Raw genomic sequence first — 26,123 nt, 5'->3', positions numbered from 1 at the left:
GAGATTCCGGGTCTGGTCCTTCGAACTATCCCGGAATGACGGACACAAATTGAGGAAACACCGATGCCCGTTCCGACGCATGTTTTCGATCCGCCGTTCAATATCATCCGCTGCAGCCATGCCGTGCTCGACGTCACGGATCTCGACAAGAGCGCCGCCTTCTACGAGAAGACGGTCGGCCTCCACATCGAGGACCGCGACGACAAGTCGGTGTATCTGCGCGCCAGCGAGGAGCACCAGCATCACTCGGTGGTGCTGCGCAAGGCAGCGAAGGCGGCCTGCAACCGGCTTGGCTTCAAGGTCGGCAATGACGGCGACCTCGACAAGGCGGCGACCTTCTTCTCCGAAAACGGCATCACCTACGCTTTCGTCGACCAGCCGTTCCAGGGCCGCACGCTGCAATTCACCGATCCGTTCGGCTTCCAGATCGAGCTTTACACCACGATGGAGAAGCGCCCGCATCTGCTGCGGCGCTACGATCTCTACAAGGGCTGCCATCCGCAGCGGCTCGACCATTTCAACGTGTTCGCCGCCGAGGTGCAGGACACTGTCGATTTCTACGCCCGGCTCGGCTTCCGCCTCACCGAATATGCCGAGGAGGACGGCGACAACGGCCGCATCGCAGCCGCCTGGATGCACCGCAAGGGCAACGTCCACGACTTCGCCATCACCAACGGCCGTGGCCCGCGCCTGCACCACATCGCCTATTGGGTGCCGACAGCGATGAACATCGTGCATCTCTGCGACGTGATGGCCTCCTCCGGCTTCCTCAAGAACATCGAGCGCGGCCCTGGCCGGCACGGCATCTCCAACGCCTTCTTCCTCTACATCCGCGACCCCGACGGCCACCGCATCGAGCTCTACACCAGCGACTATTTCACCGGCGATCACGACCATGAGCCGCTGCGCTGGTCGCTGCGCGATCCGCGCCGCCAGACGCTGTGGGGCGCGCCGGCGCCGCGCTCCTGGTTCGAGGAAGGCTCGACCTTCGCCGGCCAGGCGGTGCGCGAGCCGCGCTTCGTCGCCGACGTGCTGGTTGCGGACTAGTGAACAAGATTCCATCCCCTCGTCGTCCCGGCGAAAGCCGGGATCCATAACCACCGAATAGGGTTGCCGAAAGAATGTCTGGCCGCGTACCCATTCCGATGGCCGCGGCGTATGGGTCCCGGCCCCCGTGCGCAACTGCGCACTAGGCCGGGACGACAGCAATGAATGGATCGCCGATGTCAGCCCCTCGCCTCGCCACCTATTCCGTCAACGGCGCCACCAGCTATGGCGCCGTCACCGACACCGGCATCGTCGACCTCTCGTCGCGCTTCAAGGACTATCCGACGCTACGCGAAGCAATCGCCGCCAGCGCGCTGAGCAGGCTCGTGGAGGATGCCGCCAGGCGCGCGCCCGACCATGCGCTCGACGCAGTCGCGTGGCAGCCGCCGATCCCGGCGCCGGAAAAGATCATCTGCATCGGCGTCAACTACCCGGACCGCAATGCCGAATACAAGGACGGCTCGGACGCGCCGAAGTATCCCAGCATGTTTCTGCGGGTGCCGCGTTCCTTCGTCGGCCACAACACGCCGGTGGTGCGGCCGCGCATCTCGCCGCAGCTCGACTATGAGGGCGAACTGGTGCTGGTGATCGGCAAGGCCGGCCGGCACATCGCGGAGAGCGCCGCGCTCGATCACATCGCCGCGATCACGCTCTGCAACGAAGGCACCATCCGCGACTGGGTGCGCCACGCCAAGTTCAACGTCACCCAGGGCAAGAACTTCGATTCCACCGGCAGTCTCGGCCCGTGGATCGTGCCCTATACCAGCGAAGCACAGATCGCCGATATCCACCTGACCACGCGGGTGAATGGCGAGACCCGCCAGGACGACCGCACCTCGCGCTTGATCTTCGGCTTTCGCTACCTCATCAACTACATCTCGACCTTCACGACGCTGGTTCCCGGCGACATCATCGTCACGGGCACCCCGACCGGCGCAGGTGCGCGGTTCGATCCGCCGCGCTATCTGAAGCCCGGCGATGTCGTCGAGGTCGAGGCCGAAGGCGTCGGCATTCTGCGCAATAGCGTCGTCGACGAAGCTACCTAACCTCACCAGCAAGTGGACAGTGCCATGACCTCAACATCCGGCGGCGAAGCGATCGTCAACGGCCTCGTCGCCCACGGCGTCGACACCGTGTTCGGCCTGCCCGGCGCGCAGATCTATGGCCTGTTCGATGCGTTCCACCAGGCCCAGCTCAAGGTGATCGGCGCCCGGCATGAGCAGGCCTGCGGCTACATGGCGTTCGGCTATGCCCGCTCCAGCGGCAAGCCCGGCGTGTTCAGCGTGGTGCCCGGCCCGGGCGTGCTCAACGCCTCGGCGGCGCTGCTCACCGCATTCGGCTGCAACGAGCCGGTGCTGTGCCTGACCGGTCAGGTGCCGACGCAGTTCCTGGGCAAGGGCCGCGGCCACCTGCACGAGATGCCTGACCAGCTCGCGACGCTGCGCACCTTCGTGAAATGGGCCGACCGGATCGAATATCCTGATAACGCGCCCGCGCTGGTGTCGCGCGCGTTCCAGGAGATGCTGTCGGGCCGGCGCGGCCCGGCTTCGCTGGAGATGCCGTGGGATGTCTTCACCCAGCGCACTCAGGTCGCTCCCGTCAACCCGTTCGATCCGTTGCCGGCGCCGCAGCCCGATCCGGACCGCATCAAGGCCGCCGCCGACCTGATCGCCGGCAGCAAGGCGCCGATGATCTTCGTCGGCAGCGGCGCCATCGAGGCGCGCGAGGAGATTCTCGAATTGGCCGAGATGATCGACGCACCGGTCGTCGCATTCCGCAGCGGCCGCGGCATCGTCTCCAACGCGCATGAACTCGGGCTCACCATGGCTTCGGCCTACAAGCTTTGGCCGAAGACCGATCTGATGATCGGCATCGGCACGCGCCTCGAGCTGCCGACGATGTCGCGCTGGCCCTATCAGCCGGCCGGACTGAAATGCGTGCGCATCGACATCGATCCCATCGAGCTGCGGCGCTGGCCGGCCGATGCTGGTGTGATCGCGGACGCCAGGGCCGGCACCGCCGATCTCGTCGCCGCCGTGCGCAAGGTGGGCTACCGCAAGACCTCCGGCCGCCGCGCCGCGATCCGCGAGGCAACGGCCGCGACGGAGCAAGAGATCCAGCGCATCCAGCCCCAGATGGCCTATCTGAAGATCCTGCGCGAGGTGCTGCCGGCCAACGCCATCGTCACCGACGAGCTGTCGCAGGTCGGTTTCGCCTCCTGGTACGGCTTTCCGATCTACGAGCCGCGAACCTTCGTCACCTCGGGCTATCAGGGCACGCTCGGCTCGGGCTTCCCGACCGCGCTCGGCGCCAAGGTCGCCAACCCGGACAAGCCGGTGGTCGCGATATCAGGCGACGGCGGCTTCATGTTCGGCGTGCAGGAACTCGCCACCGCGGTGCAGTTCAAGATCGGCGTGGTGACGCTCGTCTTCAACAACAACGCCTATGGCAATGTCCGCCGCGACCAGCGCGAGCGCTTCGACGGCCGCGTCGTCGCCTCCGACCTGGTGAATCCGGATTTCGTGAAGCTTGCAGAATCCTTCGGCGTCGGCGCCGCGCGCGTCACCTCGCCCGATCACTTCCGCCCCGTGCTGGAGAAGGCGCTGGCCGACGGCGGGCCTTACGTAATCTCGGTGGAAGTGCCGACGGATTCGGAAGTCAGCCCCTGGGCGTTCATCCACCCGGCGCGGAACAACTAGTCTAGCTAGGCGGCTTTCGCGCCGCGTTGCAGCCGTGACGCGGCGATCACGAGCAGGCCGGCGCCGGCGACCGACCAGCAGGCTACCGGCGCCCAGTGCACCAGCGGCGCATAGTCCGGCATCTTCTGCAGGCCGCCCGCGACCGCCGCCATCCGCGCAAAGGTCGCAAGCGCCAGCGCCGAGAAGACGAGGCCGGTGACCTTGCCTTCCGCGCCGGTCTCTCCGATCGCAAGCGCCGCCGACACCGCGCTCATCAGCATGCAGCCCCAGGCGGCCCCCGCCATGAATTGCGCCACGATCAGGCCATTGAGGCTTCCGGCGATCTCCGCGGCGACGATCGCGAATGCGCCAAGCAGCCCCGCCATGCCCATCACGATCAGGCCGCCGCGATGCTTGACGACAATGCTCGCCGGAAACATCGCGATGTTGAAGCCGATCCAGAACACCGGCATCAGCCATTGCAGATCGCCCGGCTTGGCAAAGCGCAAATAGAACGGCGCGCTGTTGATGTTGAAGTGCAGCTGATAGCCGAGCGAGAGCAGCACCATCGATCCGATCAAAAACATCGGCACCGCGCCGAGCCGCTTGGCCGGGGTCGCTAGCCGCGCTGGCTGCGCCTCCGCCGCGATGCGGCGCTCGATCCCTGAGAAGGCCAGCGCGGTCAGCAGCAGCACGGCGCCTGACAGCACGAACGGCAGCCGCGCATCCTGGTTGCGCAGCACGACGCCAAGATAGGGCGAGACCGCGCCCGCGATGCCATAACCCAGCATCGCCAGTGCCGCGAGGAACGGGACCGAGGGTTGCGCACGATACTTGCCGAGCAGCGTCAGCGGCGGCGCACGCAAGGCCGACGACGTCGCGGCCCAGATCACGATCAACACGATCAGCCAGACCTTCGCACCCGGCCCGGTGCCGGCCACGTAAGGCAGCGCGATGAAGGCGGCGCAGGAGATCGCGGCGAGGATGCCGACGAACACGCCAAGGCGGCCGACGAGGCTCGAAATCCTGTCGGCGGCCATGCCCATCGCAGTGTCGGTGATGGTGAAGATGCCCTGATCCATCATCAGGATCAGGATCACGGTCGCCGGCGCGATGCCGACATCGGCGCACAGCTTCGGCAGATAGATCAGATAGGTGGTCCAGCCCAGCGTAAACACGAGCTGCAGCACGGCGAGATAGACGCCGGTGCGATTGACGGCGCGGTCGGCCTTGGTGGTCATGAGCCAAGTCTAGACCACCGGCCCGATTTGCGGGAGGGGGAGTCAGCGCACCTTGCGGAAGGTCAAATTGATGCGCTGGCGGCCGAGCACGCTGTGCTCGCCGTCGGCGAGCGGTGCCACGCCGTGATAAAACAACCGTGACGAGCCGCCCCACACCGCAACGTCGCCATGTTCGAGTCGATAGCGGCGCGGCGTATCGCTGCGCTTCAGGCCGCCGAACAGGAAGATCGCCGGTAGCCCGAGCGAGATCGACACGATCGGTGCGCGGTAGTCGAGTTCGTCCTTGTCCTGATGTAGCGACAGTTTTGCGCCGGGGACGTAGCGATTGATCAGGCAGGCCTGCGGCGCGAAGCCATTGAAGCCGGCTTCATCAGCGGCGCCGACGGCAAGCCTGCGCAGCACCTCCGGCATTTCAGGCCAGGTTTGTCCCGAGTCGGGATCGATCGGATCATAGCGATAGCCGCTGGGATCGGAGACCCAGCCGAGGCTGCCGCAATTGGTCATCGCCACCGACATGCGGTGGCCGCCCGGCGTGATCAGATGCCGGAACGGCGCCTGCTTGACGATGACGCGCAATGCCGGGATCAGCTCGGCCTCGAACGGCCGGACAAAGCCGCGCAGCAGCACCGCCCCATCCGCGATCGTCTCGCGCGACGGCCGTGCATCGCCAATTGTCTCGAACAGGTCAGCGGCCACGCCTCTCTCGCACTCACTTCGCGTCGTGGAAGATCACACCAACGGTGTGGCGGTGGCCGGAGCGAATCCGGCTGACGCCGTGGCGCAGATTGACACGATACGGTCCGCGCGTCCCCTGCACCGGGCGATGATGCACGGCAAAGGCCACCGCATCGCCCTTGGTCAGCGGCACCACCTCGGGCCGCGACTGCAGCCGCGGCCGCTGCTCGGTCAGCACGAATTCGCCGCCGCTGAAATCGCGCCCCGGCTGCGACAGCAGGATCGCCACCTGGATCGGAAACACATGCTCGCCATAGAGGTCCTGGTGCAGGCAGTTGTAGTCGCCTTCGCCATATTGCAGCAGCAGCGGCGTCGGCCGCGTCTGTCCGGCGTCGTGGCAGCACTTCAGGAACGCCGCATGCGACGGCGGGTAGCTGATCTCGATCCCCATCGTCTCGTTCCAGCGATTGGCTGTCGCGGTCAGCCGCGAATAGAGCGTGGGCCGCAGCTCCGCGATCAGGTCCGGCAGCGGATAGGAGAAGTATTTGTACTCGCCGCGGCCGAAGCCGTGGCGGCCCATCACGATCCGGCTGCGGAACCGGCTGTCGTCGGGATACAGCGCCGCGATGGCATCGCATTCCTCAGGCGTCAGCAAGCCGTTGAGGACGGCGCAGCCCTGCCCGTCGAGATCGGTCGTGATCCGGTCCCAGTCGAGCGCGTCGACGCGGGCCGGAATGCCGGTGGGTGGACGCGTGATGGTCTTGGCTGTTGCTGTCATGGGACGGAATCTGGCCCCTGATCGCGGCCCGCGCCACCCGATTTCCGATCGAAATATGCCGAGAACGCCGCCACAATTGCGGTGTCGTCCCGGCGAAAGCCGGGACCCATAACCACAGCTGCTGGTTGTTCGAAAGCCGTCTGGCCGCGTGCCCTTTCCGAAGGCCGCGGCGTATGGGTCCCTGCTTTCGCAGGGACGACGCGTGGAGAGGTCTCGGTCGGCTCTGACGCAACGGCGCGCGGTGAAAGGTCAACCCCTGACCGGCAGCGTCACCACGTCGTAGCCGTGGCTGATCTTCCGCTTCAGCACCGGGTCTTCGAGCTCGAACTCGAAGCGGCTGGCCGGGCGGATGCCGCCCTTGGCGGCGAAGGTGCCGCCGAACATGGCGCAGCCATCGGGCAGCGCGCCCTGGTCGAAGCCGCGCACGATCAGGTCCTTTACCGTCAGCATGTGATCGAGCGTGCCCTCCTGGTAGAGCACGCGCTGGCCACCGATCACCGCCCAGGAGCGCAGGATAAGCTGGTCCCAGTGATCGATCACATCCTCGAGTTCCCACAGCTCCGACGCCATCGGCTTGTCGCACATCTGCTTCGACACCGTGACGCTGTAGCTCTCGACCTTGCGGTCGGTATGGTCGGAGCCGCAGCCGACGAAGATGCGGCCCTGCCAGCCGATCAGCACGAACTCGACCTCGCCGCTCGAATCCTCGCCGCAGACCTCGATGGCATCGGCGAAGGTGAGCCGGCGCGCCGAGCAGCGGTAGTAGATCGGCGTGGTCGCGGGCCGTGCGATGCCGAGCGCCTCGAGCTCGGCGATGTGCTTGTCGCGCGCCACCGGATCGCGGCCGGTCCAGCCGGCGATCACGGCCTGCCTGATTTCCAGCGTGAGCGGAGTGGCGACGCCCTTGTCGTCGACATTGAAGGTGAGATCAAACACGGATCGCGGTCTCCATTCCGGCAGCGAGCTCGAAAATGCGTCGATCCGAACCGCCCGCGGCGGCGAGCATCAGGCCGACCGGCGCCTCGCCCTCGCGATGCGCGGGCAGCGAGATCGCGCAGCCGTCGAGCACATTGATCAGCGTGCAGTTGCGCAGCGCGCGCAAATTCTCGGTGGCGAACGCCTTGTCGTCGGCGAGGCTGGCGATCGTTGGCGGCAGGTTGGCCGTGGTCGGCAGCACCATCGCATCGTAGGGCGCGATCCGCTTCTCGGTGCGCGCGATGAAGGAGCGGCGCGCGTTGAGCAGATCGATATAGTCGGCGGCCGGGAAGCCCTCGCCGCGCTGGATGCGCACCGCGACGCGCGGATCGTAGATGTCGCCCTTGCTGGTCAGCAGGAAGCGGTGCCAGGCATAGCTTTCGGCGGCGGCAAAGCCGCCCTTGGTGTTCATGACGCCGACATCGAGCAATTCGGGCACCTCGATGCGATCGATCAAGGCGCCGGCGCGCGACAGCGCGCCAAGCGCGCGCTCGAAGGTTTTCGCGACGGCCTCATCGAGGTCGTCGAGCGCGACCGTGGTCGGCACCGCGAGCCGCATGCCCTTGACCGGGCGCGGCGTGAGCGGCGTCACCGGCTGGTCGGCGAGCACCGCGTCGAGCGCGGCGCAGCAGGCCACCGAATTGGCCAGCGGGCCGTAGCTGTCGAGCGTGAACGACAGCGGCACGCCGCCATCGAGCGGAATCCGGCGTTGCGTCGGCTTGTAGCCGACGATGCCGTTGAAGGCGGCCGGAATCCGGCAGGAGCCGCCGGTGTCGGTGCCGAGCGCGCCGAACGCCATGCCGTCGGCGATCGAGACCGCCGCCCCCGAGGACGAGCCGCCCGGCACGTGGCCGACGCTCCGGTTCCAGGCGCTCTTCGGGGTGCCGTAATGCGGATTGATACCGATGCCGGAATAGGCGAACTCGGTCATGTTGGTGCGGCCGATCACGACGAAGCCGGCGCGCTTGAGCCGCGCCACCACCGGCGCATCGACATCCGCCGGTGCCGAATCCTCCAGCGCCCGGGAGCCGGCGCGCGTCACCTGCCCCTTGATATCGAACAGGTCCTTGATCGAGACCGGGATGCCGGCAAAGGGCGACGGCGCCGCATTGGCCTTGCGCAGCCGGTCCATGGCGTCGGCGGCCTCCAGCGCGGCCTCGCGGTCGACATGGATGAAGGTGCGCTGGCCCTCGCCTGAGGGATCAGCGATCCTGGCGATGCACTGCTCGACGAGCTTGCGGGCAGAGGTCGTGCCGCTGGCGAGATCGGCGGCAAGGGAGGCGAGTGTCGGATTCTTGGGCATGGCTTTCACTTCACGGCTTGCACTTCATGGCTTGCAGCTGATTGTCGCCCGAACCGAGGTCGATTTCCAGTGTGCGTGGCCCCTCACCTCGCATCACTTCAGCCCGAAATAGGCGCGGTGCAGCTCTTCATTGCCGCTCATCTCGGCAACCGTGCCGGAGAAGCGGATCCGCCCGCCTTCCAGCACGAATACGCGGGTGGCAATCTCGAGGAAACCGATATTTTGCTCGGCGATCAAGAGTGCCAGCCCGCGGCCCTGCAGGCTCGACAAGGCGCGCAGCACCTCCTTGACGAACAGCGGCGACAACCCGGCCGAGGGCTCATCCATCACCAGCAGCTTCGGCTCGGCCGACAGCGCCTTGGCGATGCCGAGCATCTTGCGCTGACCGCCGGACAGGCTGGACGCGGGATCGCGGCGCTTGTCGCGCAGCACCGGGAACAGGCCGTACAATTCGTCGACCCGCGCCCCCGGATTGGCATGGCCCAGCGCCTGCGCGCCGACGCGGATATTTTCCTCGATCGACAGGTCGGGAAACACCGCAAGCTCCGACATGTAGGTCATGCCGCGCTTCATGCGGTCCGACGAGCGCATCCTGGTGATGTCCTCACCGCCGAGCTTGATGTGGCCGCTGCGGGCTTCGATCAGGCCGACCAGCGACTTCAGGAACGTGGTCTTGCCCGCGCCGTTGGCGCCGAGCAGCAGCACGGTCTCGCCGGGGCGGACGTCGAGATCGACGCCCCACAGCACCTGCATGGTGCCGTAGCCGGCATCGACGCCCCTCGTGTCCAGAAGCGACACCGCATCAGTGGGCATGCTCGCCTCCCAAAAACACCTCGATCACTTGCGGCTCGCGCACCGCGGTCGCCAGCGTCCCCTCGAAGATCTCCTTGCCCGCATTGAGCACGATGACGCGGTCGGTGATCTGCTCGATAAAGCCCATCAGATGCTCGACCACGATGATCGCCATGCCGGTCGCGGCCAAGGCCTTGATGCGGCCGGCGATCCAGTCGAGCTCCGCCGGGTTGAGGCCGGCGGCGAGTTCGTCGAGCAGCAACAGCCGCGGCCGCGTGGCGAGCGCGCGGGTCAGATCGAGCATCTTCTGCTGGGCGCTGTTGAGATCGGCGGCCGGACGGTCGGCAACCTCCTTCAGCCTGAAATCCTCGAGCAGTTCGGCGATCGACGGCGCACCGGTCGCGCCGCCATAAGCCAGCGCCACCTGGATGTTCTCGCGTACCGTGAGCGACAGGAACGGCTTCGGCACCTGGAAGGTGCGGTTGATGCCGCGGTGAACGAGCTTGTGCGAGGCGACGCCGCCGGCGGACGCGCCGTCGAACACAACCTCGCCGCCATCGGGCGCATAGAGGCCGGAGATCACATTGATCGCCGTGGTCTTGCCGGAGCCGTTCGGACCGACCAGACCGAGGATCTCGCCCGGCACGACGTGAAAGCTGAGGCCGTCGAGCGCATGGAAACCGCCGAAGCGCTTCACCAGCTTCGAGACCTTGAGGATCGGGGTTTTCTCAGGGGACATGCCACCCCCTGCGGGTTGCCAGCGACACCAGTCCTGCGGGCAGGAACAGCACCAGGCCCATGATCAGGAGGCCATAGATCAGCTGGAAATATTGCGGCGTGGTAAAGCCGATCAGATTGTAGATGCCGTAGAGGATCAGCACGCCGACGATCGGGCCGGTGATGGTGGCAACGCCGCCGAACAGCGCGAACACGATCGCGAAGATCGAGAACTCGCCGGAGAACACGTTGTCGGGATAGAACACCGAGACGTACCACGCGTAGATGCCGCCGGCGAGGCCCGCGACCAGCGCCGAGGCGAGCCAGGCAATCACCCGCATCTTCACGATATTGACGCCGGCCATCGAGGCCGACACCGCATCCTCGCGCACCGCCTGCAGCGCCAGCCCGAACGGCGAGTTCTTCAGATAGACCACCGCGCCGACCGTCAGCGCCATCACGACGACGGCGGCATAGTAGGCGTGGGTCGGGTTGAAGGTGCCGGTGAGCGAGACGCCGTAGGGGCCTTTGGTAATGCCTTCCAGCGCCGGGTTGGCGACGAAATGCAGCACCGCGAGCGAGGCCGCGAGATTGGCGATCGCGAAATACGCGCCCGACAGCCGCAGCAGCGGCGTCAGCAACAGGCCGAGCGCAACCGCCACGACGCCGCCGACCAGCACGGCGAGCGGTGCGGGCGTCTGCAGATGCATCACCATGATGGCGAAGCCATAGGCGCCGGCGCCGAAGAAGCCGACATAACCGAACGGCAGATAGCCGGTGAAGCCATAGATGATGTTCACGCCCTGCGCGAGGATCAGGAAGATCACGAAGTTGAACAGCAGCAGATGGTTTTGATAGACGCCGGGCAGCAGCGCGAACACCACCACCAGCGGCGCCAGGATGAACAGCAGGTGCTTCGATGCATTATGCAACGCGCACCCGCCTTCCGAGCAGACCGCTCGGGCGCAACAACAGGATCACGATCAACAACACATAGGGCAGCAAGTCGGCCCAGGAACTGAGATAGGTCTGCACCAGCATGTAGCACAGGCCGTAGACGACGCCGCCGAGCGCGGTGCCGAGCGGATTGCCGAGCGAACCCAGCACGACGATCGCAAACGACGTCACGGTCGCGTCGGCGCCGAACGCCGGCGTCACCGAGCCGAACATGAAGGGCGCGAACACGCCGGCGACCGCCGCGATGCCGAGCCCGATGCCGAACGCCGCCGCCGAGACGCGATCGACATCAATGCCGGTCGCCAGCGCCTCGTCACGGCGCGACATCACCGCGCGGGTCAGGGTGCCGAGCCGGGTGTGGTAGAGATAGAGGTAGACCAGCGCGATCGCGATCAGGCTGGTGATCGCCGCGATCACCCAGGGCGCAGGAAAGCCCTGGCCGAAAATCTGGATCGGCCCTGCGCCGCCGGCCTTGCCGCCGAACCACTTCACCTTGATGGTCGTGAACACGGTGCCGAGCAGCCGGCTCTGGATCGATCGTTCGCTGGTCCCGGCGAAGATCGTGGTGACGGCCTCGATCACTTGCGACAGGCCGAAGAACAGGATGATCGACAGCATTTCCGGATTGGCCGAGCCCTGCAGCCGCGGCACCAGCACCCAGTACAGCAGCACGCCGACCAGCACGAACACCACGAAGGCGAGCGGCACCGCGAACAGCGGGTCGACGCCGGCGATGCCGACCACGCCGAGCGCGATGAAGGCGCCGAGCATCAGGATGTCGCCATGCGCAAGGTTGACGATGCGCATGACGCCGAACACGAGATTGAGACCGATGCCGACCAGGCTGAAATACAGCCCGAACAGCACGCCGGCAACGAGCGCATAGGTCATGCTACCGCTCGCCGCCGAAGGTTACGCCCGCCGCACTCACCTGCATCACGGCGCCGGATAGATCGGCTTGCCGGTGGCGGTCTCGTGCGGATAGATCGAGACGAACTTGATGTGATCGTGCTCGTCGACCGTGAGCTGGCCGAGCGGCGTCAATTCACCGATCTGGCCGCCCGTCTCGTCCAGCGCGAAGGTGCCGTCCAGCGTCTTGAGCTGGCCGCTGAGCGAGAACACCGCGCGGCGCAGCTCCATCTGCTCGAGACTGGTCGCAACCGACAGCGTCTTCTCGATCACCAGCGCGGTGGTGTAGCCGGCCACCGCGTTGAAGCCGAACTCCATCTTGCCGTCGTTGTATTTCTTGGTCCAGGCGGCGCGGAAATCCTTCATGTTCATCCCGAAATTGACGGGATAGTCCAATTCGGACGGCGGCACATAGGTCCAGATGTGCTCGAGGCCCTTGGCGCCGACATTCTTCTCGAGCAATTCGGTCTCGAGGCCGGCATAGATCGCGAACAGCATCTTGAACTTGGTGCCGACGTCCTGGACGTTGCGCAGGAAGGCGATGTCGTTCGGCGCATAGCCGAAATGGATCACCGCGTCCGGATTGGCGTTGCTGATGTTGTTGATGATGACGTTGTAGTTGGTGGTCTCGGTCGGAACGCCCTGGTCATAGACGATCTCGATCGGCGCGCCGGACTCCTTGACGAACTTGCGGAACGCGTTGGCCTGGGGTGCCGGTGAACTCGTTGGTCGAATAGAGGATGGCGACCTTCTTGATGCCGAGGCCCGGGCCGTCATGGCTGATGAAGTCAGCGACCGGCTTCGGCCACACCGTCGACACCGGATCGGCCATCAGCGCGATGTAGGGATTGTCCTTGGAGAAGAAGCTCGCGCCGGTACCGGTCTGGTCGAACAGGAACATCTTGTGGTCGCGCGCGATCGCGACCGCGGGCGCCGTCAGCACCGATCCGGAATCGGCGACCAGAAGGTCGACCTTATCCTGGGTGACGAGCTGATTATAAAGCGTCGCGGCGGTCGCGGTGTTGCTCTGGTCGTCATAGGAGACGAGCTTGATCGGGATCTTCTTGTCGAACGCCTTCACGAACACGCCACCCTCGGCGTTCTTCTGTTCGACCCACAATTTCAACGAGCTGTAGACCGGCATCGAGATCGAGGCGTAGCGCCCCGACGACGCATAGAGCGTGCCGATCTTGATCTCCGACGGTGCGTCGGCGGCCATTGCCTGCGTAGCAAATGCGAGGCTGGCAGCGAGTGCCGCGCCGATGATCCTCAGCATGATATGTTCCTCCCGGCTATCTTGAACGTGTCTTGACGTATCTTGGACGCGGCCCTTCTACGCGCCGGATCGGAGCGACACAAGCATCGCGGCCTTAGCAATTGTGCGAGGGGCGGAATATGCGGCATGCGCGGGACACAGGCCGCTGCGCGGAGCATGGATGGACCGTTGACGGGCCTTGGTTCAATGTCGCATCAAGATCGTAACAATTTCGGGAGGAGACATCAGACATGGCCGAGCCCGCGCGCGCGAAACCAAAGCCGACACCGGAGACCCAGCATTTCTGGGATGGCACGAAGGCCGGCGAGCTGCGCCTGCAGCGCTGCGATGCCTGCGCCAATGTCTACTTTCCGCCGCGGCCGTTCTGCCCCTCCTGCGCCTCGCGCAAGGTCTCGATCTTCAAGGCCAGCGGCAAGGGCAAGCTCTACAGCTACGTCATCAACCACCGTCCCGCAGCGCCCGGCTTCACGCCGCCTTATGCGATCGCGGTCGTCGAGCTCGACGAAGGCCCGCGCATGATGAGCAACATCATCGATTGTCCGCAGACGCCGGAAGCGCTCGAGCTCGACATGCGGCTCGAGGTCGCCTTCGAGGCGCTCGACGACAAGATCACCCTTCCCTTGTTCCGTCCGGCAAAGGGGTAATGTGATGCGCAGGAACCAGGTTGCCGTCGTCGGTGCGGCCGAAACCACCGAACTCGGCGTCATCCCGAACATGTCGCAGATCCAGCTGCACGCGGACGCGGCGCTGAATGCGATCGCGGATGCCGGCCTGAAGCTGTCCGACATCGACGGCTTCGCCACCGCGGTCGAGACCCCGCAGCAGATGGCGCATTATCTCGGCATCACGCCGACCTGGGTCGACGGCACCTCGGTCGGCGGCTGCTCCTTCATGCTGCATGTCCGCCACGCCGCCGCCGCGATCGAGGCCGGCCTCTGCAAGACCGTGCTGATCACCCATGCCGAGAGCGGCAAGTCGATGATCGGCAAGCAGCCGCGCTTCACGCCGGCCGACAGCCTCAACGGCCAGTTCGAGGCGCCGTTCGGCGTTTACGGGCCACCGAGCATGTTCCCGATTCCCGTGCTGCGCTTCATGAAGACGCACGGCATCACGCATGAGCAACTTGCGAAGGTCGCCGTGGTGCAGCGCGAATGGGCGGCGAAGAATCCGCGCGCGACCATGAAGGATCCGATCACGGTCGCCGACGTCCTGAACTCGCGGATGATCGCCTATCCGTTCCGGCTGCTGCAATGCTGCCTCGTTACCGACGGCGGCGGCGCGCTGATCCTCACCTCGGCCGACCGCGCCAAGGATTTCCCGAACAAGCCGGTCTACATCCTCGGCACCGGCGAGAGCGTGGAGACGCCGATGGTCAGCCAGATGAAGACGTTTGACTCATCGCGCGCCTTCAAGGTGGCGGGCCCCCTCGCCTTCAAGGAGGCCGGCATCACCCACAAGGATGTCGATCATCTGATGATCTACGACGCCTTCGCGCATCTGCCGCTCTACGGCCTCGGCGATCTCGGCTTCATGCCTTATGAGGAGACCGGCAAGTTCATCGCCGACGGCAATACCCGCCCCGGCGGCAAGCTGCCGCTCAACACCAATGGCGGCGGCCTCAGCTACATGCACTCCGGAATGTACGGCATGTACGCGCTGCAGGAGAGCGTGCGGCAGATGCGCGGCATCGCGCCGGCGCAGGTGCCGAACGCGAAGATCTCGGTCTGTCACGGCGTCGGCGGCATGTTCGCCGCAAGTGGCACGATCATCTTTACGAACGAGAAGTAACAACTCCGTCGTTCCGGGGCGCGCGAAGCGCGAACCCGGAACCTCGAGATTCCGGGTCTGGTGCTTCGCACCATCCCGGAATGACGGAGAGCAAACCAGGAGAAGCGACATGGCAAAATCACTGCAGGATAAAGTCATCATCGTCACCGGCGCGGGCCGCGGCATCGGCCGTGAGATCGCGCTGCTCTGCGCGGCGGAAGGCGCCAAGGTCGTGGTCAACGATCCCGGCGGCGCCGCTGACGGCGGCGGCTCGAGCGCCGCGCCCGCCGAGGAGGTGGTCGAGGAGATCAAGAAGCGGGGCGGCACCGCGGTCGCCAATTTCGAGTCGGTGGCGGAAGCGATCCCCGCCAGCAAGATCGTGAAAACCGCGACCGACCATTTCGGCCGGCTCGATGGCGTCGTCAACAATGCCGGCATCCTGCGCGACATGATCTTCCACAAGATGAGCGTGGAAGCCTTCGAGGCCGTCATCAAAGTACATCTGATGGGCTCATTCTATGTCAGCCACGCCGCGGCACGCATCTACCGCGAGCAAGAGTCAGGCTCGTTCGTGCACTTCACCTCGACGTCCGGCCTGATCGGCAATTACGGCCAGGCCAACTACGCCGCCGCCAAGCTCGGCATCGTCGGCCTGTCGAAATCGATCGCGCTGGACATGGGCCGCTTCAACGTGCGCTCGAACTGCGTGTCGCCGTTCGCCTGGACCCGCATGATCGGCACCATCCCGACCGAGACCGACGCCGAGAAGGCGCGCGTCGAGAAGATCAAGCAGATGGGCCCGGAGAAGATCGCGCCGGTCTGCGCCTATCTGCTGTCGGACGCGGCCAAGGACGTCACCGGACAGATCTTCGGCGTGCGCATGAACGAGATCTTCCTGTTCGGCCAGCATCGTCCGGTGCGCTCGGTTCATCGTGGCGAAGGCTGGACGCCCGAGACCATTGCCGAACACGGCATGCCGGCGCTGAAGGGATCGTTCGCCAAGCTCGACCGCTCGGCCGACGTCTTCACGTGGGATCCGATCTGAACTTGATCTGATCGTCCGATCTGATCTGACAGTTTTATGAACCAGTCGCCTCCGCGTAACAGCGGGGGCGACACACTCTTTGGTTGTTTCATCATGGCGTGCCCGCATTGTGCCAGAATTGCGGGGGTATGATCGTCCTCCCGATAACAAAAAAGCCTGGGAGGACTTTCGTGACAAATCCAAGCAACATTCAGAAACACGAGGGCGACGGTGCGAAGGCGTTCGACCGTCGGACAATCTTGCGCGGCGCAACCGCGCTTGCTGCAACCGCGATGGCCGCATCCGATGCCGCAGCGCGCGACTTCGGCCCCAACGCGGAACCGCAGCGCTATCCCGATCCAGACATCGTCGTGATCGACGACAAGCGCTTCAAGGCCAAGGTCGGCAACACCGCGATCAAGCGGCTCTACACCGGCTGCCTGTGGGCGGAGGGCCCGGCCTGGAACGCGCAGGGCCAGTATCTGGTCTGGAGCGATATCCCGGCCAACCGGCAGTTGCGCTATCTCGACGACGACGGCCACATCTCCGAGCAATTCCACAAGCCGTCGAACGAGGCCAACGGCTCGACCTTCGATTTCGAGGGCCGCCAGATCACCGCCGAGCGCACCCGGCTGGTGCGCTACGAGCACGACGGAACCGTCACGCCCTTGGCGGAGCAGGCCAATGGCAAGCAGCTCAACGGGCCGAACGACATGGTCGTGCATCCCAACGACAAGTCGATCTGGTTCACCGATCCCGGCTATGGCGCGATCTCGATCTATGAGGGCCAACTGGCCAACACCGGATCGAAGCAGCCCTACCAGAAGGAAGCCGTCTATCGCATCGATGCTGCGACCGGCCAGATCACCAAGGTCGCCGACGAGCCGTTCAAGCCGAACGGCATCGCCTTCAGCCACGACTACAAGAAGGTCTATGTCTGCGACACCGGCACCACGCATTACCCGAACGCCAAGAACATCGTCTGGCAGTACGACCTCAACGGCGACAAGCTCTCCAACCCGCGCACGCTGATCGACATGACGCTGGACGGCAAGTCAGGCTTCCCGGACGGCCTGCGTGTCGACGTCGACGGCAATATCTGGGTCGGCGCCGGCTGGGTCGGACCGGGCTATGACGGCGTGCAGGTGTTTGCGCCCGACGGCCAGCGGATCGGCCAGATCCTGCTGCCGGAGACCTGCGCCAACCTCACCTTCGGCGGCAAGAAGCGCAACCGCCTGTTCATGACGGCAAGCCAATCGCTCTACGCGGTCTATGTGGAGACGAAGGGCGCGCACAACTGTTGATGCAAACACGCTGTCGTCCCTGCGAAAGCAGGGACCCATAACCACCGGTGCCGATTGTTTGAAAGGCTGGGGCTCCAGCTTCTCGCAACACAACCGGTCGTGGTTATGGGTCCCGGCGTTCGCCGGGACGACGCTGTGGCTATCCGCTGTTTCTCAACCCCGCCGAGATCCCGTTGATCGTGATCTGAATCCCACGCAGCACCTGCTCGTCCGGGTTCTGCGCGCGATACTCCTTGAGCAGCTCCACCTGCACGTGATTGAGCGGATCCATGTAAGGGAAGCGGTTGCGGATGCCGCGCTCCAGCAGCGGGTTGCCCTGCAGCAGCCGGTCGTGCCCCATGATGTCGAGCAGCGTCTCGATCGACAGGTGCCATTCGCGGCGGATCTGGCCAAAAATCTTCTCGCGCAACGCGACGTCGGGCACCAGCTCGGCATAGCGCGAGGCGATCGCGATCGAGCTCTTCGCCAGCACCATGTCCATGTTGGACAATAGCGTGCGGAAGAACGGCCATTCCCGATAGAGCTCCTGCAGGAACGCCATGCCCTGCTCGGGATGCCCGGATATCCAGCTCTCGACCGCGCTGCCGAAGCCATACCAGCCCGGCAGCATCAGCCGGCATTGCGCCCAGGAGAACACCCACGGGATGGCGCGCAGGTCCTCGATCTCGCGGGTCTTCTTGCGCGAGGCCGGGCGGCTGCCGATGTTCAGCGTCGCGATCTCGTTGATGACGGTCGAACCCCAGAAATAATCGGCGAAGCCTTCCGTCTCATAGACGAGGCCGCGATAGGCCTTGAAGGCCAGCGCGGAAATCTCCTCCATCGCCTTGAGATATTCGGGGCGCGGCGCGCTCTGCCGCGGCTGCAGCAGGCTGGTTTCCAGTGTCGCCGCGGCGAGGATCTCCAGATTGCTGCGGCCGACCTCGGCATTGGAATATTTCGACGAGATGATCTCGCCCTGCTCCGTGATGCGGATCTGGCCGTTCACGGCGCCGCCGGGCTGCGCGATGATCGCATCATAGCTCGGGCCGCCGCCACGGCCGACCGAACCGCCGCGGCCATGGAACAGGCGCAAGCGCACGCCGTGGCGCTCGAACACCTCGACGAGGCCGATCTCGGCCTTGTAGAGCTCCCAACCCGAGGTGACGAAGCCGCCATCCTTGTTGCTGTCGGAGTAGCCGAGCATCACCTCCTGTACGCTGCCGAGACTGTCGACCAGCTTGCGATAATCGTGCAGCACCAGCATGCGGTCCATGATGCCGCTGGAGGCCTGCAGATCCTCGATGGTCTCGAACAGCGGCACGATGTTGACGGCGCTGCGGCCGGACGGATTGACGAGCCCGACCTCCTTCAAGAGCACCGCGACCTCGAGCATGTCGGACATGCCCTGGCACATCGAGATGATGCATTGGGAGATCACCTCCGGCCCGAACCTGGCATGCGCCTCGGCCGCGGCACGGAACACGGCGAGCTCGCTTTGGGTCTCCTCGGAATATTTCACGAAGGGCGAGGCCAGCGGCCGTGCATTGCGCAGCTCGCCGAGCAGCAGGCTGACGCGGGCGTCCTCGCCGAGCGCCAGATAGGACATCCCCGGATTGGCGGTATCGAACAGCTCGGCGATGGTGCGCTCGTGCACCGCCGAGTTCTGGCGGATGTCGAGCCGCGCCAGATGGAAGCCGAAGCAATCCACCGCCCGCCGCAACAGCCGCAGCCGGCCGCGCGCGATCACGCTGGAATTGTTCGCAATCAGCGAGCGGTTGAGCACGTCGAGATCGGCCTGGAATTCCCTGGCGCTCGCATAGGGCTCGGCCTTGCCGACCGGCGGCCGGGTGGTCTCGACCTCGAGCCGAGAGGCGGTCGCCGCAAGCCTCGCATAGATGCCCGATACGGCCAGACGATACGGTTCGCCGCTGCGATGCGGCGAGGTGTCGGGCGAGCGCTCGGCGAGGCTCCGCAGCTCGTCCGAGACGTCGGCGAGATGCGCCGCCAGCGACAATTCGGCGCCAAGCGCATGCAGCTCCTCGAGGTAGAAGTTGAGTGCCTGTCTCGACTGCAGGCGCAGCGTGCCGCGCATCACCTCCGCGGTGACGAAGGGATTGCCGTCGCGATCGCCGCCGATCCAGCTTCCCATCCTGAGAAAGGATGCGAGTTCACCGGCCTCGCCGCCCTCCTTGTTCAGGCGGTCCTCCAGCGCGCAATGCAGCCGCGGCACTTCCTGCAGGAAGGTGTAGTCGTAGAACGAAAGGCCGTTGGCGACCTCGTCGAGCACGGTCAATTTGGTCCGGCGCAGCAGATTGGTCTGCCACAGCGTCACCACCGCGCGGCGCAGCTGCTCGTCGCTGGCCTCGCTCTCGTCCGGCGTCATCTGCAGCCGCTCGCGGCGGTCGAGCAGATCCGCGATCTCCATCTCGCGGTCCATCGTGCTCTTGCGGCGGACCTCGGTCGGATGCGCGGTCAACACCGGGCTGACGAGTGCACTCCTGAAGAAGCTGCGCAGATCGGCCGGGCTGATGCCGGCGTGGCGGGCATGCACCAGCGTCTGTTCCAGCGTGCTCGGCCGCGGCGCCCCGCTCGGGCCGCGGCTGCGCATCTGGCGGATGTTGTTCTGATCCTCGGCGATGTTGGCGAGGTGGGAGAAATAGCTGAAGGCGCGGACGATCTGCAGCGTCTCGGCAATCGACATGCCGTCGAGGATGCTCTCCAGTTCCCGCCGCGCCAGCTTGTCCTCGTCGCGATGGAAGCGAACCGAGGTCTGGCGGATGCGCTCGACCAGGTCGAATACATCGGCCCCTTCCTGGTCGCGCACGGTGTCGCCGAGGACGCGCCCCAAAAGGCGGATGTCGTTCCGCAGCCGCGCATCCTCCTCCTGCGCAGTAGCTTCCAGAAGGCTGGCCTCCGCGGCACGCTTGGCGCGGATTTCCGTCTCGGACGGCATGGTCTGGGGAGGCATTACCTGGGGAGACATGGCTTCGCTACTCCGGAGGCTGCCCGGCTCCCCCCGAGTGTGCGCTTTTTTTGCCGCAGCGCAAGATGAACTTGGTGGCGGTGCACCACTGCCGTCGTCCTTGCGAAAGCAGGGACCAATAACCACAGGCGGCTGTGGCATGGCCGGTTGCGGCCGCAGCGTTGCACAACACTGCCACTCGTGGTTATGGGTCCCGGCCTTCGCCGGGACGACAGCGAGTTTGCGGCCCTAAATTCTCCGCCCCGCCCGCTCCCAATACGGATCGCGCAGCCGGCGCTTGAAGATTTTTCCGGAATCCTCCCGCGGCAGGTTGGTCTGGATCTCAATGTGCTTGGGCACCTTGTAATCTGCGAGCGCAGTCTTAAGCTGGGCGCGGACGGAGGCAATGTCGAGCACGACGCCGGGCTGCGGCTCGACCACCGCCATCAGCGCCTCGCCGAACTCGGCATCGGGAATGCCGAACACCGCGCAGTCGTGCACGCCGGGGACGGCATGCAGCACCGCCTCGATTTCGGCCGGATAGATGTTGACGCCACCCGAGATCACCATGTCGCGCTTGCGATCGCAGATGAAGACATAGCCGTCGGCATCGATATAGCCGACGTCACCCGAGGTGATGAATCCCTGGCGGTCGATCTCGGCGCGCTTCTCGGCCTTGTTGTGATAGGTGAAATCGGGATTGCCCTTGATCCGCGAATAGATCTCGCCGATCTGGCCTTGCGGCACCTCCTTGCCGTCGTCGCCGACGAAGCGGAGCTCGGCACCGGGCGAGATCTTTCCGACCGTGCCGGGCTTCTTCAGGGCGTCCTCGGAATTGGCGAAGGTGACCGCGCCTGACTCGGTCGAGCCGTAGAATTCATAGATCACCGGCCCCCACCATTCGATCATGGCGCGCTTGACATCGGGCGGACAGGGCGCGGCGGCATGGATGATATGGCGCAGCGACGAGACGTCGTACTTCCGGCGCACGTCCTCGGGCAGCTTCATCAGGCGGATGAACATCGTCGGCACCATGAAGATGGTGTCGATCCGCTCGCGCGCGATCAGCTGCAGAAACTCCTCCGCGTCGAAGCGCGGCATCAGCACCAGCGCGCCGCCGAGCTTGCCCGAGCGCAAGCCGAAGGAATTCGGCGCGGAATGATAGAGCGGTCCCGGCAGGATCGCGCGTGCGCCGGGCTTCAGGCCGTAGATCATCGCGCGCATCGCTTCCGCATTGGCGGTCTGCTCCGGCGTCGGCGCGAAGCGGCGCACGCCCTTCGGATGGCCTGTCGTGCCCGAGGTGTAGATCATGTTCTGCGGCTCCGGCACCACTGGGCCGTCATAGCGCGGGAATTGCGCCAGCCAGGCTTCGAAATCGATCGCGAAATCCGGCGTCGCCAGATGGTCGGGATTGATCTTGTAGTTGGCGAGGATTTCCGGCGGCGTCGGCACGCTGAGCACGATGACACCGGGCGGGATCGCACTGCGCAGCGGATGCAGCATGTCGGCATGACCGATCAGGACGCGCGTGCCGGAATCCGTCAACACATAGTTGATCTCCTCCGGCTTGAAGTGCCAGTTGATCGGCACGCCATAGGCGCCGAGCCGCATCGCGGCATAGGCAGCCTCGATGAAGGCGATGTCGTTGCGCATCAGCATGCAGACGCTGTCGCCCGGCTTGACGCCGAGCTCGTTGAGGCCGCTGGCAATACGGTCGGCGCGCTCGGCCACCGCAGCGTGATCGCGCCGGCGACCGCCGCTGACGATGCCGAGGAAGGGCTGGGACGTTTCCATTGTCGTTGTCCGATCTTTCGTCGGGTTGGAGGTGTTATTCCGGGGCGCGCAAAGCGCGAACCCGGAATCTCGAGATTCCCCGATGCGCAGTACGCATCTGAGGTCTGGTGCTAACGCACCATCCCGGAATGACGCGGTGGTCGCTACCCCGCATCCGCAAACCTTGGCGCGCGCTTCTCCAGATTGGCGCGCACGGATTCGGTCTGGTTCGGACTGCCGAGCAATTTCTGCTGCTCGACCGACTCCGCGAGCAGCGCGGCCGCCGGATCGACCGACAGATTGTTGAGCATGCGCTTGGCGGCACGGATCGCATCCGGGCTCTTGCCGGCGATCTCGCGCGCGACCTCGAGCGCCGCGGCGCGCGGGTCGTCGCAGACGCGGGTGGCAAGGCCGTAACTTTGGGCCTCCTGCGCCGAGAAGATACGGCCGGTATAGGTGAGCTCGCGCAGGATGTCGTCGCGCACGAGGCTCGCGAGGATCGGCGTGCCCGCCATGTCGGGCACAAGGCCCCATTTGATCTCCATGATCGACATCCGTGCATCCTGCGAGAGGAAGCGCATGTCGGCGCCGAGCGCGAGCTGGAACCCGCCGCCGAACGCGACGCCGTGGACCGCGGCAATCACGGGCACCGGAAGCTGGCGCCAGCCCCAGACCGCCTGCTGCGGGAAATTGGCCTTGCCGTGGGTGCGGATGGTGAGATCGCGCTTCTCGCCGCCCGGCACTCCGTTACCGCCATCCTTCATGGCGGCGAAACGGCCCATGTCGAGGCCGGCGCAGAACGCCCGGCCCTCGCCGGACAGCACCACCACCCGAACGGCTTTTTCCCTGGAAAGCCGGTCGGTTGCGGCCACCAACGCCTCGAACATCGCGGCATCGAGCGCGTTCATCTTGTCCGCCCGCACCAGGCGGACATCGGCGATACCGTCCGAAATCGATATCGAAACGCGATCTTCCATTGAAATCTCCTCCGCTGTTCCTTGTTGGCGCTTTACAGAAAGGCCGTTGTCCGCTTTTAGTCAATCGACCAATTAACTGACAACCCCCGTGGAGGAAACGATGTTCTCTGATCAGCTTCTTGCCGGGCGGCGCATACTGGTAACCGGTGGTGGCACCGGCCTCGGCAAGTCCATGGCCTCGCGGTTCCTGCAGCTCGGGGCCGAGGTGCATATCTGCGGCCGCCGCAAGAGCGTCTGCGATGAAACCGCGACCGAGCTGATGGCCGAGTATGGCGGGCGCGTGGTCAGCCACGGCGTCGATATCCGCAACGCCATGGCGGTCGACGAGATGATCGAGGCGATCTGGACCACCAGCGGTCCGCTCACCGATCTCATCAACAACGCCGCCGGCAATTTCATCTCGCGTTCGGAGGAGCTCTCGCCGCGCGGCTTCGATGCGGTCGCCAACATCGTGATGCACGGCACCTTCTATGTGACGCACGCGGTGGGCCGGCGCTGGATCGCCGGCGGGCATCGCGGCAACGTGGTGTCGATCACCGTGACCTGGGTGCGCAACGGCTCGCCCTACGTGGTGCCATCGGCGATGAGCAAGTCGGCGATCCACGCCATGACCATGTCGCTCGCGATCGAATGGGGCCGTCACGGCATCCGCCTCAACACCATCGCGCCCGGCGAGATCCCAACCGAGGGCATGAGCAAGCGTATCAAGCCCGGCGACGAGGCCGGCGCGCGGACCAAGGCGATGAACCCGATGGGCCGCGTCGGCACCATGGAGGAATTGCAGAACCTCGCGGTGTTCCTGATCTCCGGCGGCTGCGACTGGATCAACGGCGAGACCATCGCCATGGACGGCGCGCAGGCGCTCGCGATGGGCGGCAATTTCTATCAGCTGCGCGACTGGAGCGACGACGACTGGACCAAGGCGCGCGAGTCGATCAAGGCCCAGAACGAGAAGGACCGCGCGGCGCGGGGCTGAAGCCCGCGCTTGCTCCTCAATCACTACTGTCGTCCCTGCGAAAGCAGGGACCCATAACCACCGCTCAAAGCTACCGAGCACGCTGGGGCCACAGCGCACTCGACAACTCGATCCTGTGGTTATGGGTCCCGGGTCGCGCTTCGCTTGCCCGGGACGACGATGTGGATGGATCGTGGACGCCCCTCCGTATTGTCTTTGCTGCCGGATGCCGCCACACTCCGCGCAATCAAAACAAGACGTCACGGGGGAAACATGTCCGACGCGCCGAAACTGACCAACCTTGCCGACATGGTGCGCGACCGCGCCAGGAGTCGCGGCGCTGCGCTGGCCTATGAATTCGAGGGACGGCAAACCAGCTTCGCCGAGTTCGACATCAAGACCAACCGCGTCGCCAACGCGCTGATCGCGATGGGCGTCAAGAAGGGCGAGCGGATCGCCTATCTCGGCAAGAACAGCGACTTCTATTTCGAGCTGTTGATGGGCGCGATGAAGGCCGGCGTGGTGATGGCGCCGGTGAACTGGCGCCTGGCAGGCCCCGAGGTCGCCTTCATCGTCGACGACTGCAAGGCCCCCGTGCTGTTCGTCGGCCCCGAATTCGTCACGCAGGCGCGCAACATCCGCGACAAGCTGCCGAGCGTCCGCACCATTATCACGACCGAAGGCGGCGCGCCGGAATGGCCCGACTTTCTCGCCTGGCGCGATGCGCAGGGCGGCGACGACCCGCGCGTTGCGATCGAGCCAAAGGACATCGCAATCCAGCTCTACACCTCGGGCACGACGGGCAAGCCGAAAGGCGCGATGCTGTCGCACGCCAATTTCCTCAACCTCGTGCAGAGCGGCAACGAGGCCGAGAAGCCGGAATGGAACCGCTGGACCACCGACGACGTCTCGCTGGTCGCGATGCCGATCTTCCACATCGGCGGCTCCGGCTGGGGCGTGATGGGGCTCTATCACGGCGCCCGCGGCGTGATCGCGCGCGAGTTCGACCCGACCAAGGTGCTCGACTTCTTCGAGCAGTCCGGCATCACCAAGCTGTTCATGGTGCCGGCCGCGATGCAATTCGTGGTGCGGCAGCCGCGCGCGCGGCAGGTCGACTTCTCCCGCCTGAAATACATGCTTTATGGCGCCTCCCCGATTCCGGCGGCGCTGCTGAAGGAGTGCATCGAGGTCTTCAAATGCGGCTTCGTGCAGATGTACGGCATGACCGAGACCACCGGCACCATCGTCGCGCTGCCGCCGGAGGATCACATCGAGGGGCTCGATCGCATGCGCTCGGCCGGCAAGGCGTTGCCCGGCATCGAGCTTGCGATCCTCGACGGCGACGGCAAACCGCTGCCGCCGGGTGAAGTCGGCGAGATCGCGACCCGCTCCGGCTCCAACATGGCCGGCTACTGGAATCTGCCCGAAGCCACCGCGCACACGATCAATAGCGACGGCTGGCTGCGCACCGGCGATGCCGGCTACATGGACAAGGATGGTTATCTCTACATCCACGACCGCATCAAGGACATGATCATCTCCGGCGGCGAGAACATCTATCCGGCCGAGGTCGAGAGCGCGCTGTGCGACCACCCTGACGTGGCGGAAGCCGCCGTGATCGGCATCCCCGACGACAAATGGGGCGAGGCGGTGAAGGCCGTGGTGGTGATGAAGCCGGGCAAGAGCGCAACGGCGACCGACATCATCAACTTCACGCGCGAACGGATCGCCGGCTACAAGACGCCGAAATCGGTCGACTTCATCCCGGCGCTGCCGCGCAACCCGTCGGGCAAGATTTTGCGGCGGAGCCTGCGTGAACCGTATTGGGCGGGCAAGGACCGGCAGGTGAATTAGCCCTCTCTGTCGTCCCGGCCAAGCCAACGGGTCGGCGCGAAGCGCCGCCCGATGACAGGCTCCGCGCGAGCCGGGACCATAACCACCGCTGTTCGTGGTGGTGCGATACTGGCGCCACATCCCTCTCCATCAACGGCCACTTGTGGTTATGGGTCCCTGCTTTCGCAGGGACGACGATGG

At 65.3% G+C, this 26,123-nt stretch carries 23 protein-coding genes; 9 read left to right on the top strand and 14 right to left on the bottom strand.

What is annotated here, in order from left to right:
* The first annotated feature begins 63 nt into the window (after positions 1–63).
* The 3 genes from hpaD to ACVWYP_RS18565 all read left to right on the top strand — a co-directional run bounded on the left by hpaD (position 64) and on the right by ACVWYP_RS18565 (position 3,746).
* Positions 64–1,047, top strand: coding sequence for a 3,4-dihydroxyphenylacetate 2,3-dioxygenase (gene hpaD / locus ACVWYP_RS18575; RefSeq protein WP_304499328.1), 984 nt, complete (start codon positions 64–66; stop codon positions 1,045–1,047).
* 176 nt (positions 1,048–1,223) lie between these two features.
* Entirely contained in the window at positions 1,224–2,093 is an 870-nt protein-coding gene (locus tag ACVWYP_RS18570; protein ID WP_304499327.1) for a fumarylacetoacetate hydrolase family protein, read from the top strand.
* 24 nt (positions 2,094–2,117) lie between these two features.
* Positions 2,118–3,746 carry a thiamine pyrophosphate-dependent enzyme gene (locus ACVWYP_RS18565; RefSeq protein ID WP_304499326.1) on the top strand — a complete coding sequence of 543 codons (1,629 nt, stop codon included), beginning with the start codon at positions 2,118–2,120 and terminating at the stop codon, positions 3,744–3,746.
* 5 nt (positions 3,747–3,751) lie between these two features.
* Here ACVWYP_RS18565 and ACVWYP_RS18560 read toward each other — a convergent pair whose 3' ends face one another.
* The 11 genes from ACVWYP_RS18560 to ACVWYP_RS18510 all read right to left on the bottom strand — a co-directional run bounded on the left by ACVWYP_RS18560 (position 3,752) and on the right by ACVWYP_RS18510 (position 13,348).
* Positions 3,752–4,966 carry an MFS transporter gene (locus ACVWYP_RS18560; RefSeq protein WP_304499325.1) on the bottom strand — a complete coding sequence of 405 codons (1,215 nt, stop codon included), beginning with the start codon at positions 4,964–4,966 and terminating at the stop codon, positions 3,752–3,754.
* A 42-nt stretch (positions 4,967–5,008) separates the two neighbouring features.
* Positions 5,009–5,662 carry a DNA oxidative demethylase AlkB gene (gene alkB / locus ACVWYP_RS18555; RefSeq protein WP_304499324.1) on the bottom strand — a complete coding sequence of 218 codons (654 nt, stop codon included), beginning with the start codon at positions 5,660–5,662 and terminating at the stop codon, positions 5,009–5,011.
* A 13-nt stretch (positions 5,663–5,675) separates the two neighbouring features.
* Positions 5,676–6,419 carry a 2OG-Fe(II) oxygenase gene (locus ACVWYP_RS18550; RefSeq protein WP_304499323.1) on the bottom strand — a complete coding sequence of 248 codons (744 nt, stop codon included), beginning with the start codon at positions 6,417–6,419 and terminating at the stop codon, positions 5,676–5,678.
* A gap of 249 nt (positions 6,420–6,668) precedes the next feature.
* Positions 6,669–7,355 (bottom strand): DUF2848 domain-containing protein, encoded by a 687-nt coding sequence (locus ACVWYP_RS18545; RefSeq protein WP_304499322.1) that lies wholly within the window; start codon positions 7,353–7,355, stop codon positions 6,669–6,671.
* Positions 7,348–8,697 carry an amidase gene (locus ACVWYP_RS18540; protein ID WP_304499321.1) on the bottom strand — a complete coding sequence of 450 codons (1,350 nt, stop codon included), beginning with the start codon at positions 8,695–8,697 and terminating at the stop codon, positions 7,348–7,350. Before ACVWYP_RS18540 ends, ACVWYP_RS18545 begins: the two co-directional genes overlap by 8 nt.
* A gap of 93 nt (positions 8,698–8,790) precedes the next feature.
* On the bottom strand, positions 8,791–9,510 hold the full coding sequence (locus ACVWYP_RS18535) for an ABC transporter ATP-binding protein (protein ID WP_057015727.1): 720 nt from the start codon (positions 9,508–9,510) through the stop codon (positions 8,791–8,793).
* Entirely contained in the window at positions 9,500–10,228 is a 729-nt protein-coding gene (locus ACVWYP_RS18530) for an ABC transporter ATP-binding protein (RefSeq protein ID WP_038386390.1), read from the bottom strand. Before ACVWYP_RS18530 ends, ACVWYP_RS18535 begins: the two co-directional genes overlap by 11 nt.
* Positions 10,218–11,138 carry a branched-chain amino acid ABC transporter permease gene (locus tag ACVWYP_RS18525; protein WP_038386389.1) on the bottom strand — a complete coding sequence of 307 codons (921 nt, stop codon included), beginning with the start codon at positions 11,136–11,138 and terminating at the stop codon, positions 10,218–10,220. Before ACVWYP_RS18525 ends, ACVWYP_RS18530 begins: the two co-directional genes overlap by 11 nt.
* Positions 11,131–12,054, bottom strand: a complete 924-nt coding sequence (locus ACVWYP_RS18520; RefSeq protein ID WP_092083307.1) for a branched-chain amino acid ABC transporter permease — start codon at positions 12,052–12,054, stop codon at positions 11,131–11,133. Before ACVWYP_RS18520 ends, ACVWYP_RS18525 begins: the two co-directional genes overlap by 8 nt.
* Positions 12,055–12,099: 45 nt before the next feature.
* Entirely contained in the window at positions 12,100–12,735 is a 636-nt protein-coding gene (locus tag ACVWYP_RS18515) for an ABC transporter substrate-binding protein (RefSeq protein ID WP_456684309.1), read from the bottom strand.
* Positions 12,719–13,348 carry an ABC transporter substrate-binding protein gene (locus ACVWYP_RS18510; protein ID WP_456684125.1) on the bottom strand — a complete coding sequence of 210 codons (630 nt, stop codon included), beginning with the start codon at positions 13,346–13,348 and terminating at the stop codon, positions 12,719–12,721. Before ACVWYP_RS18510 ends, ACVWYP_RS18515 begins: the two co-directional genes overlap by 17 nt.
* Before the next feature lie 230 nt (positions 13,349–13,578).
* On the opposite strand from ACVWYP_RS18510, the gene ACVWYP_RS18505 reads away from it, so the two are divergent.
* The 4 genes from ACVWYP_RS18505 (at position 13,579) to ACVWYP_RS18490 (ending at position 17,443) form a co-directional block, all read left to right on the top strand.
* A complete protein-coding gene (locus ACVWYP_RS18505) occupies positions 13,579–13,992 on the top strand; it encodes a Zn-ribbon domain-containing OB-fold protein (protein WP_016841161.1) in 414 nt (137 codons plus the stop codon).
* Positions 13,993–13,996: 4 nt separating this feature from the next.
* On the top strand, positions 13,997–15,136 hold the full coding sequence (locus ACVWYP_RS18500; RefSeq protein ID WP_304499320.1) for a thiolase C-terminal domain-containing protein: 1,140 nt from the start codon (positions 13,997–13,999) through the stop codon (positions 15,134–15,136).
* A gap of 109 nt (positions 15,137–15,245) precedes the next feature.
* Entirely contained in the window at positions 15,246–16,160 is a 915-nt protein-coding gene (locus ACVWYP_RS18495) for an SDR family oxidoreductase (protein WP_028338734.1), read from the top strand.
* A gap of 170 nt (positions 16,161–16,330) precedes the next feature.
* Positions 16,331–17,443, top strand: a complete 1,113-nt coding sequence (locus ACVWYP_RS18490) for an SMP-30/gluconolactonase/LRE family protein (protein WP_141339454.1) — start codon at positions 16,331–16,333, stop codon at positions 17,441–17,443.
* A gap of 139 nt (positions 17,444–17,582) precedes the next feature.
* Here ACVWYP_RS18490 and ppc read toward each other — a convergent pair whose 3' ends face one another.
* From ppc to ACVWYP_RS18475, 3 genes are all read right to left on the bottom strand, one after another.
* Positions 17,583–20,390, bottom strand: a complete 2,808-nt coding sequence (gene ppc / locus ACVWYP_RS18485) for a phosphoenolpyruvate carboxylase (protein WP_304500248.1) — start codon at positions 20,388–20,390, stop codon at positions 17,583–17,585.
* A gap of 243 nt (positions 20,391–20,633) precedes the next feature.
* Complete coding sequence (locus ACVWYP_RS18480) at positions 20,634–22,178, bottom strand: acyl-CoA synthetase (RefSeq protein ID WP_304499319.1); 1,545 nt, start codon at positions 22,176–22,178, stop codon at positions 20,634–20,636.
* A 143-nt stretch (positions 22,179–22,321) separates the two neighbouring features.
* Positions 22,322–23,134 (bottom strand): crotonase/enoyl-CoA hydratase family protein, encoded by an 813-nt coding sequence (locus ACVWYP_RS18475; protein ID WP_028338738.1) that lies wholly within the window; start codon positions 23,132–23,134, stop codon positions 22,322–22,324.
* A 100-nt stretch (positions 23,135–23,234) separates the two neighbouring features.
* Between ACVWYP_RS18475 and ACVWYP_RS18470 the strand changes: the two genes are divergently transcribed.
* Together ACVWYP_RS18470 and ACVWYP_RS18465 are read left to right on the top strand one after the other, a co-directional pair.
* A complete protein-coding gene (locus ACVWYP_RS18470; protein WP_225641612.1) occupies positions 23,235–24,110 on the top strand; it encodes an SDR family oxidoreductase in 876 nt (291 codons plus the stop codon).
* A gap of 252 nt (positions 24,111–24,362) precedes the next feature.
* Positions 24,363–25,943 carry a fatty acid--CoA ligase gene (locus ACVWYP_RS18465; RefSeq protein ID WP_304499318.1) on the top strand — a complete coding sequence of 527 codons (1,581 nt, stop codon included), beginning with the start codon at positions 24,363–24,365 and terminating at the stop codon, positions 25,941–25,943.
* The last annotated feature ends 180 nt before the right edge of the window (positions 25,944–26,123 follow it).

The sequence above is a fragment of the Bradyrhizobium sp. USDA 3262 genome, from assembly GCF_054060035.1.
This window is presented reverse-complemented; position numbering and strand designations above follow the sequence as displayed.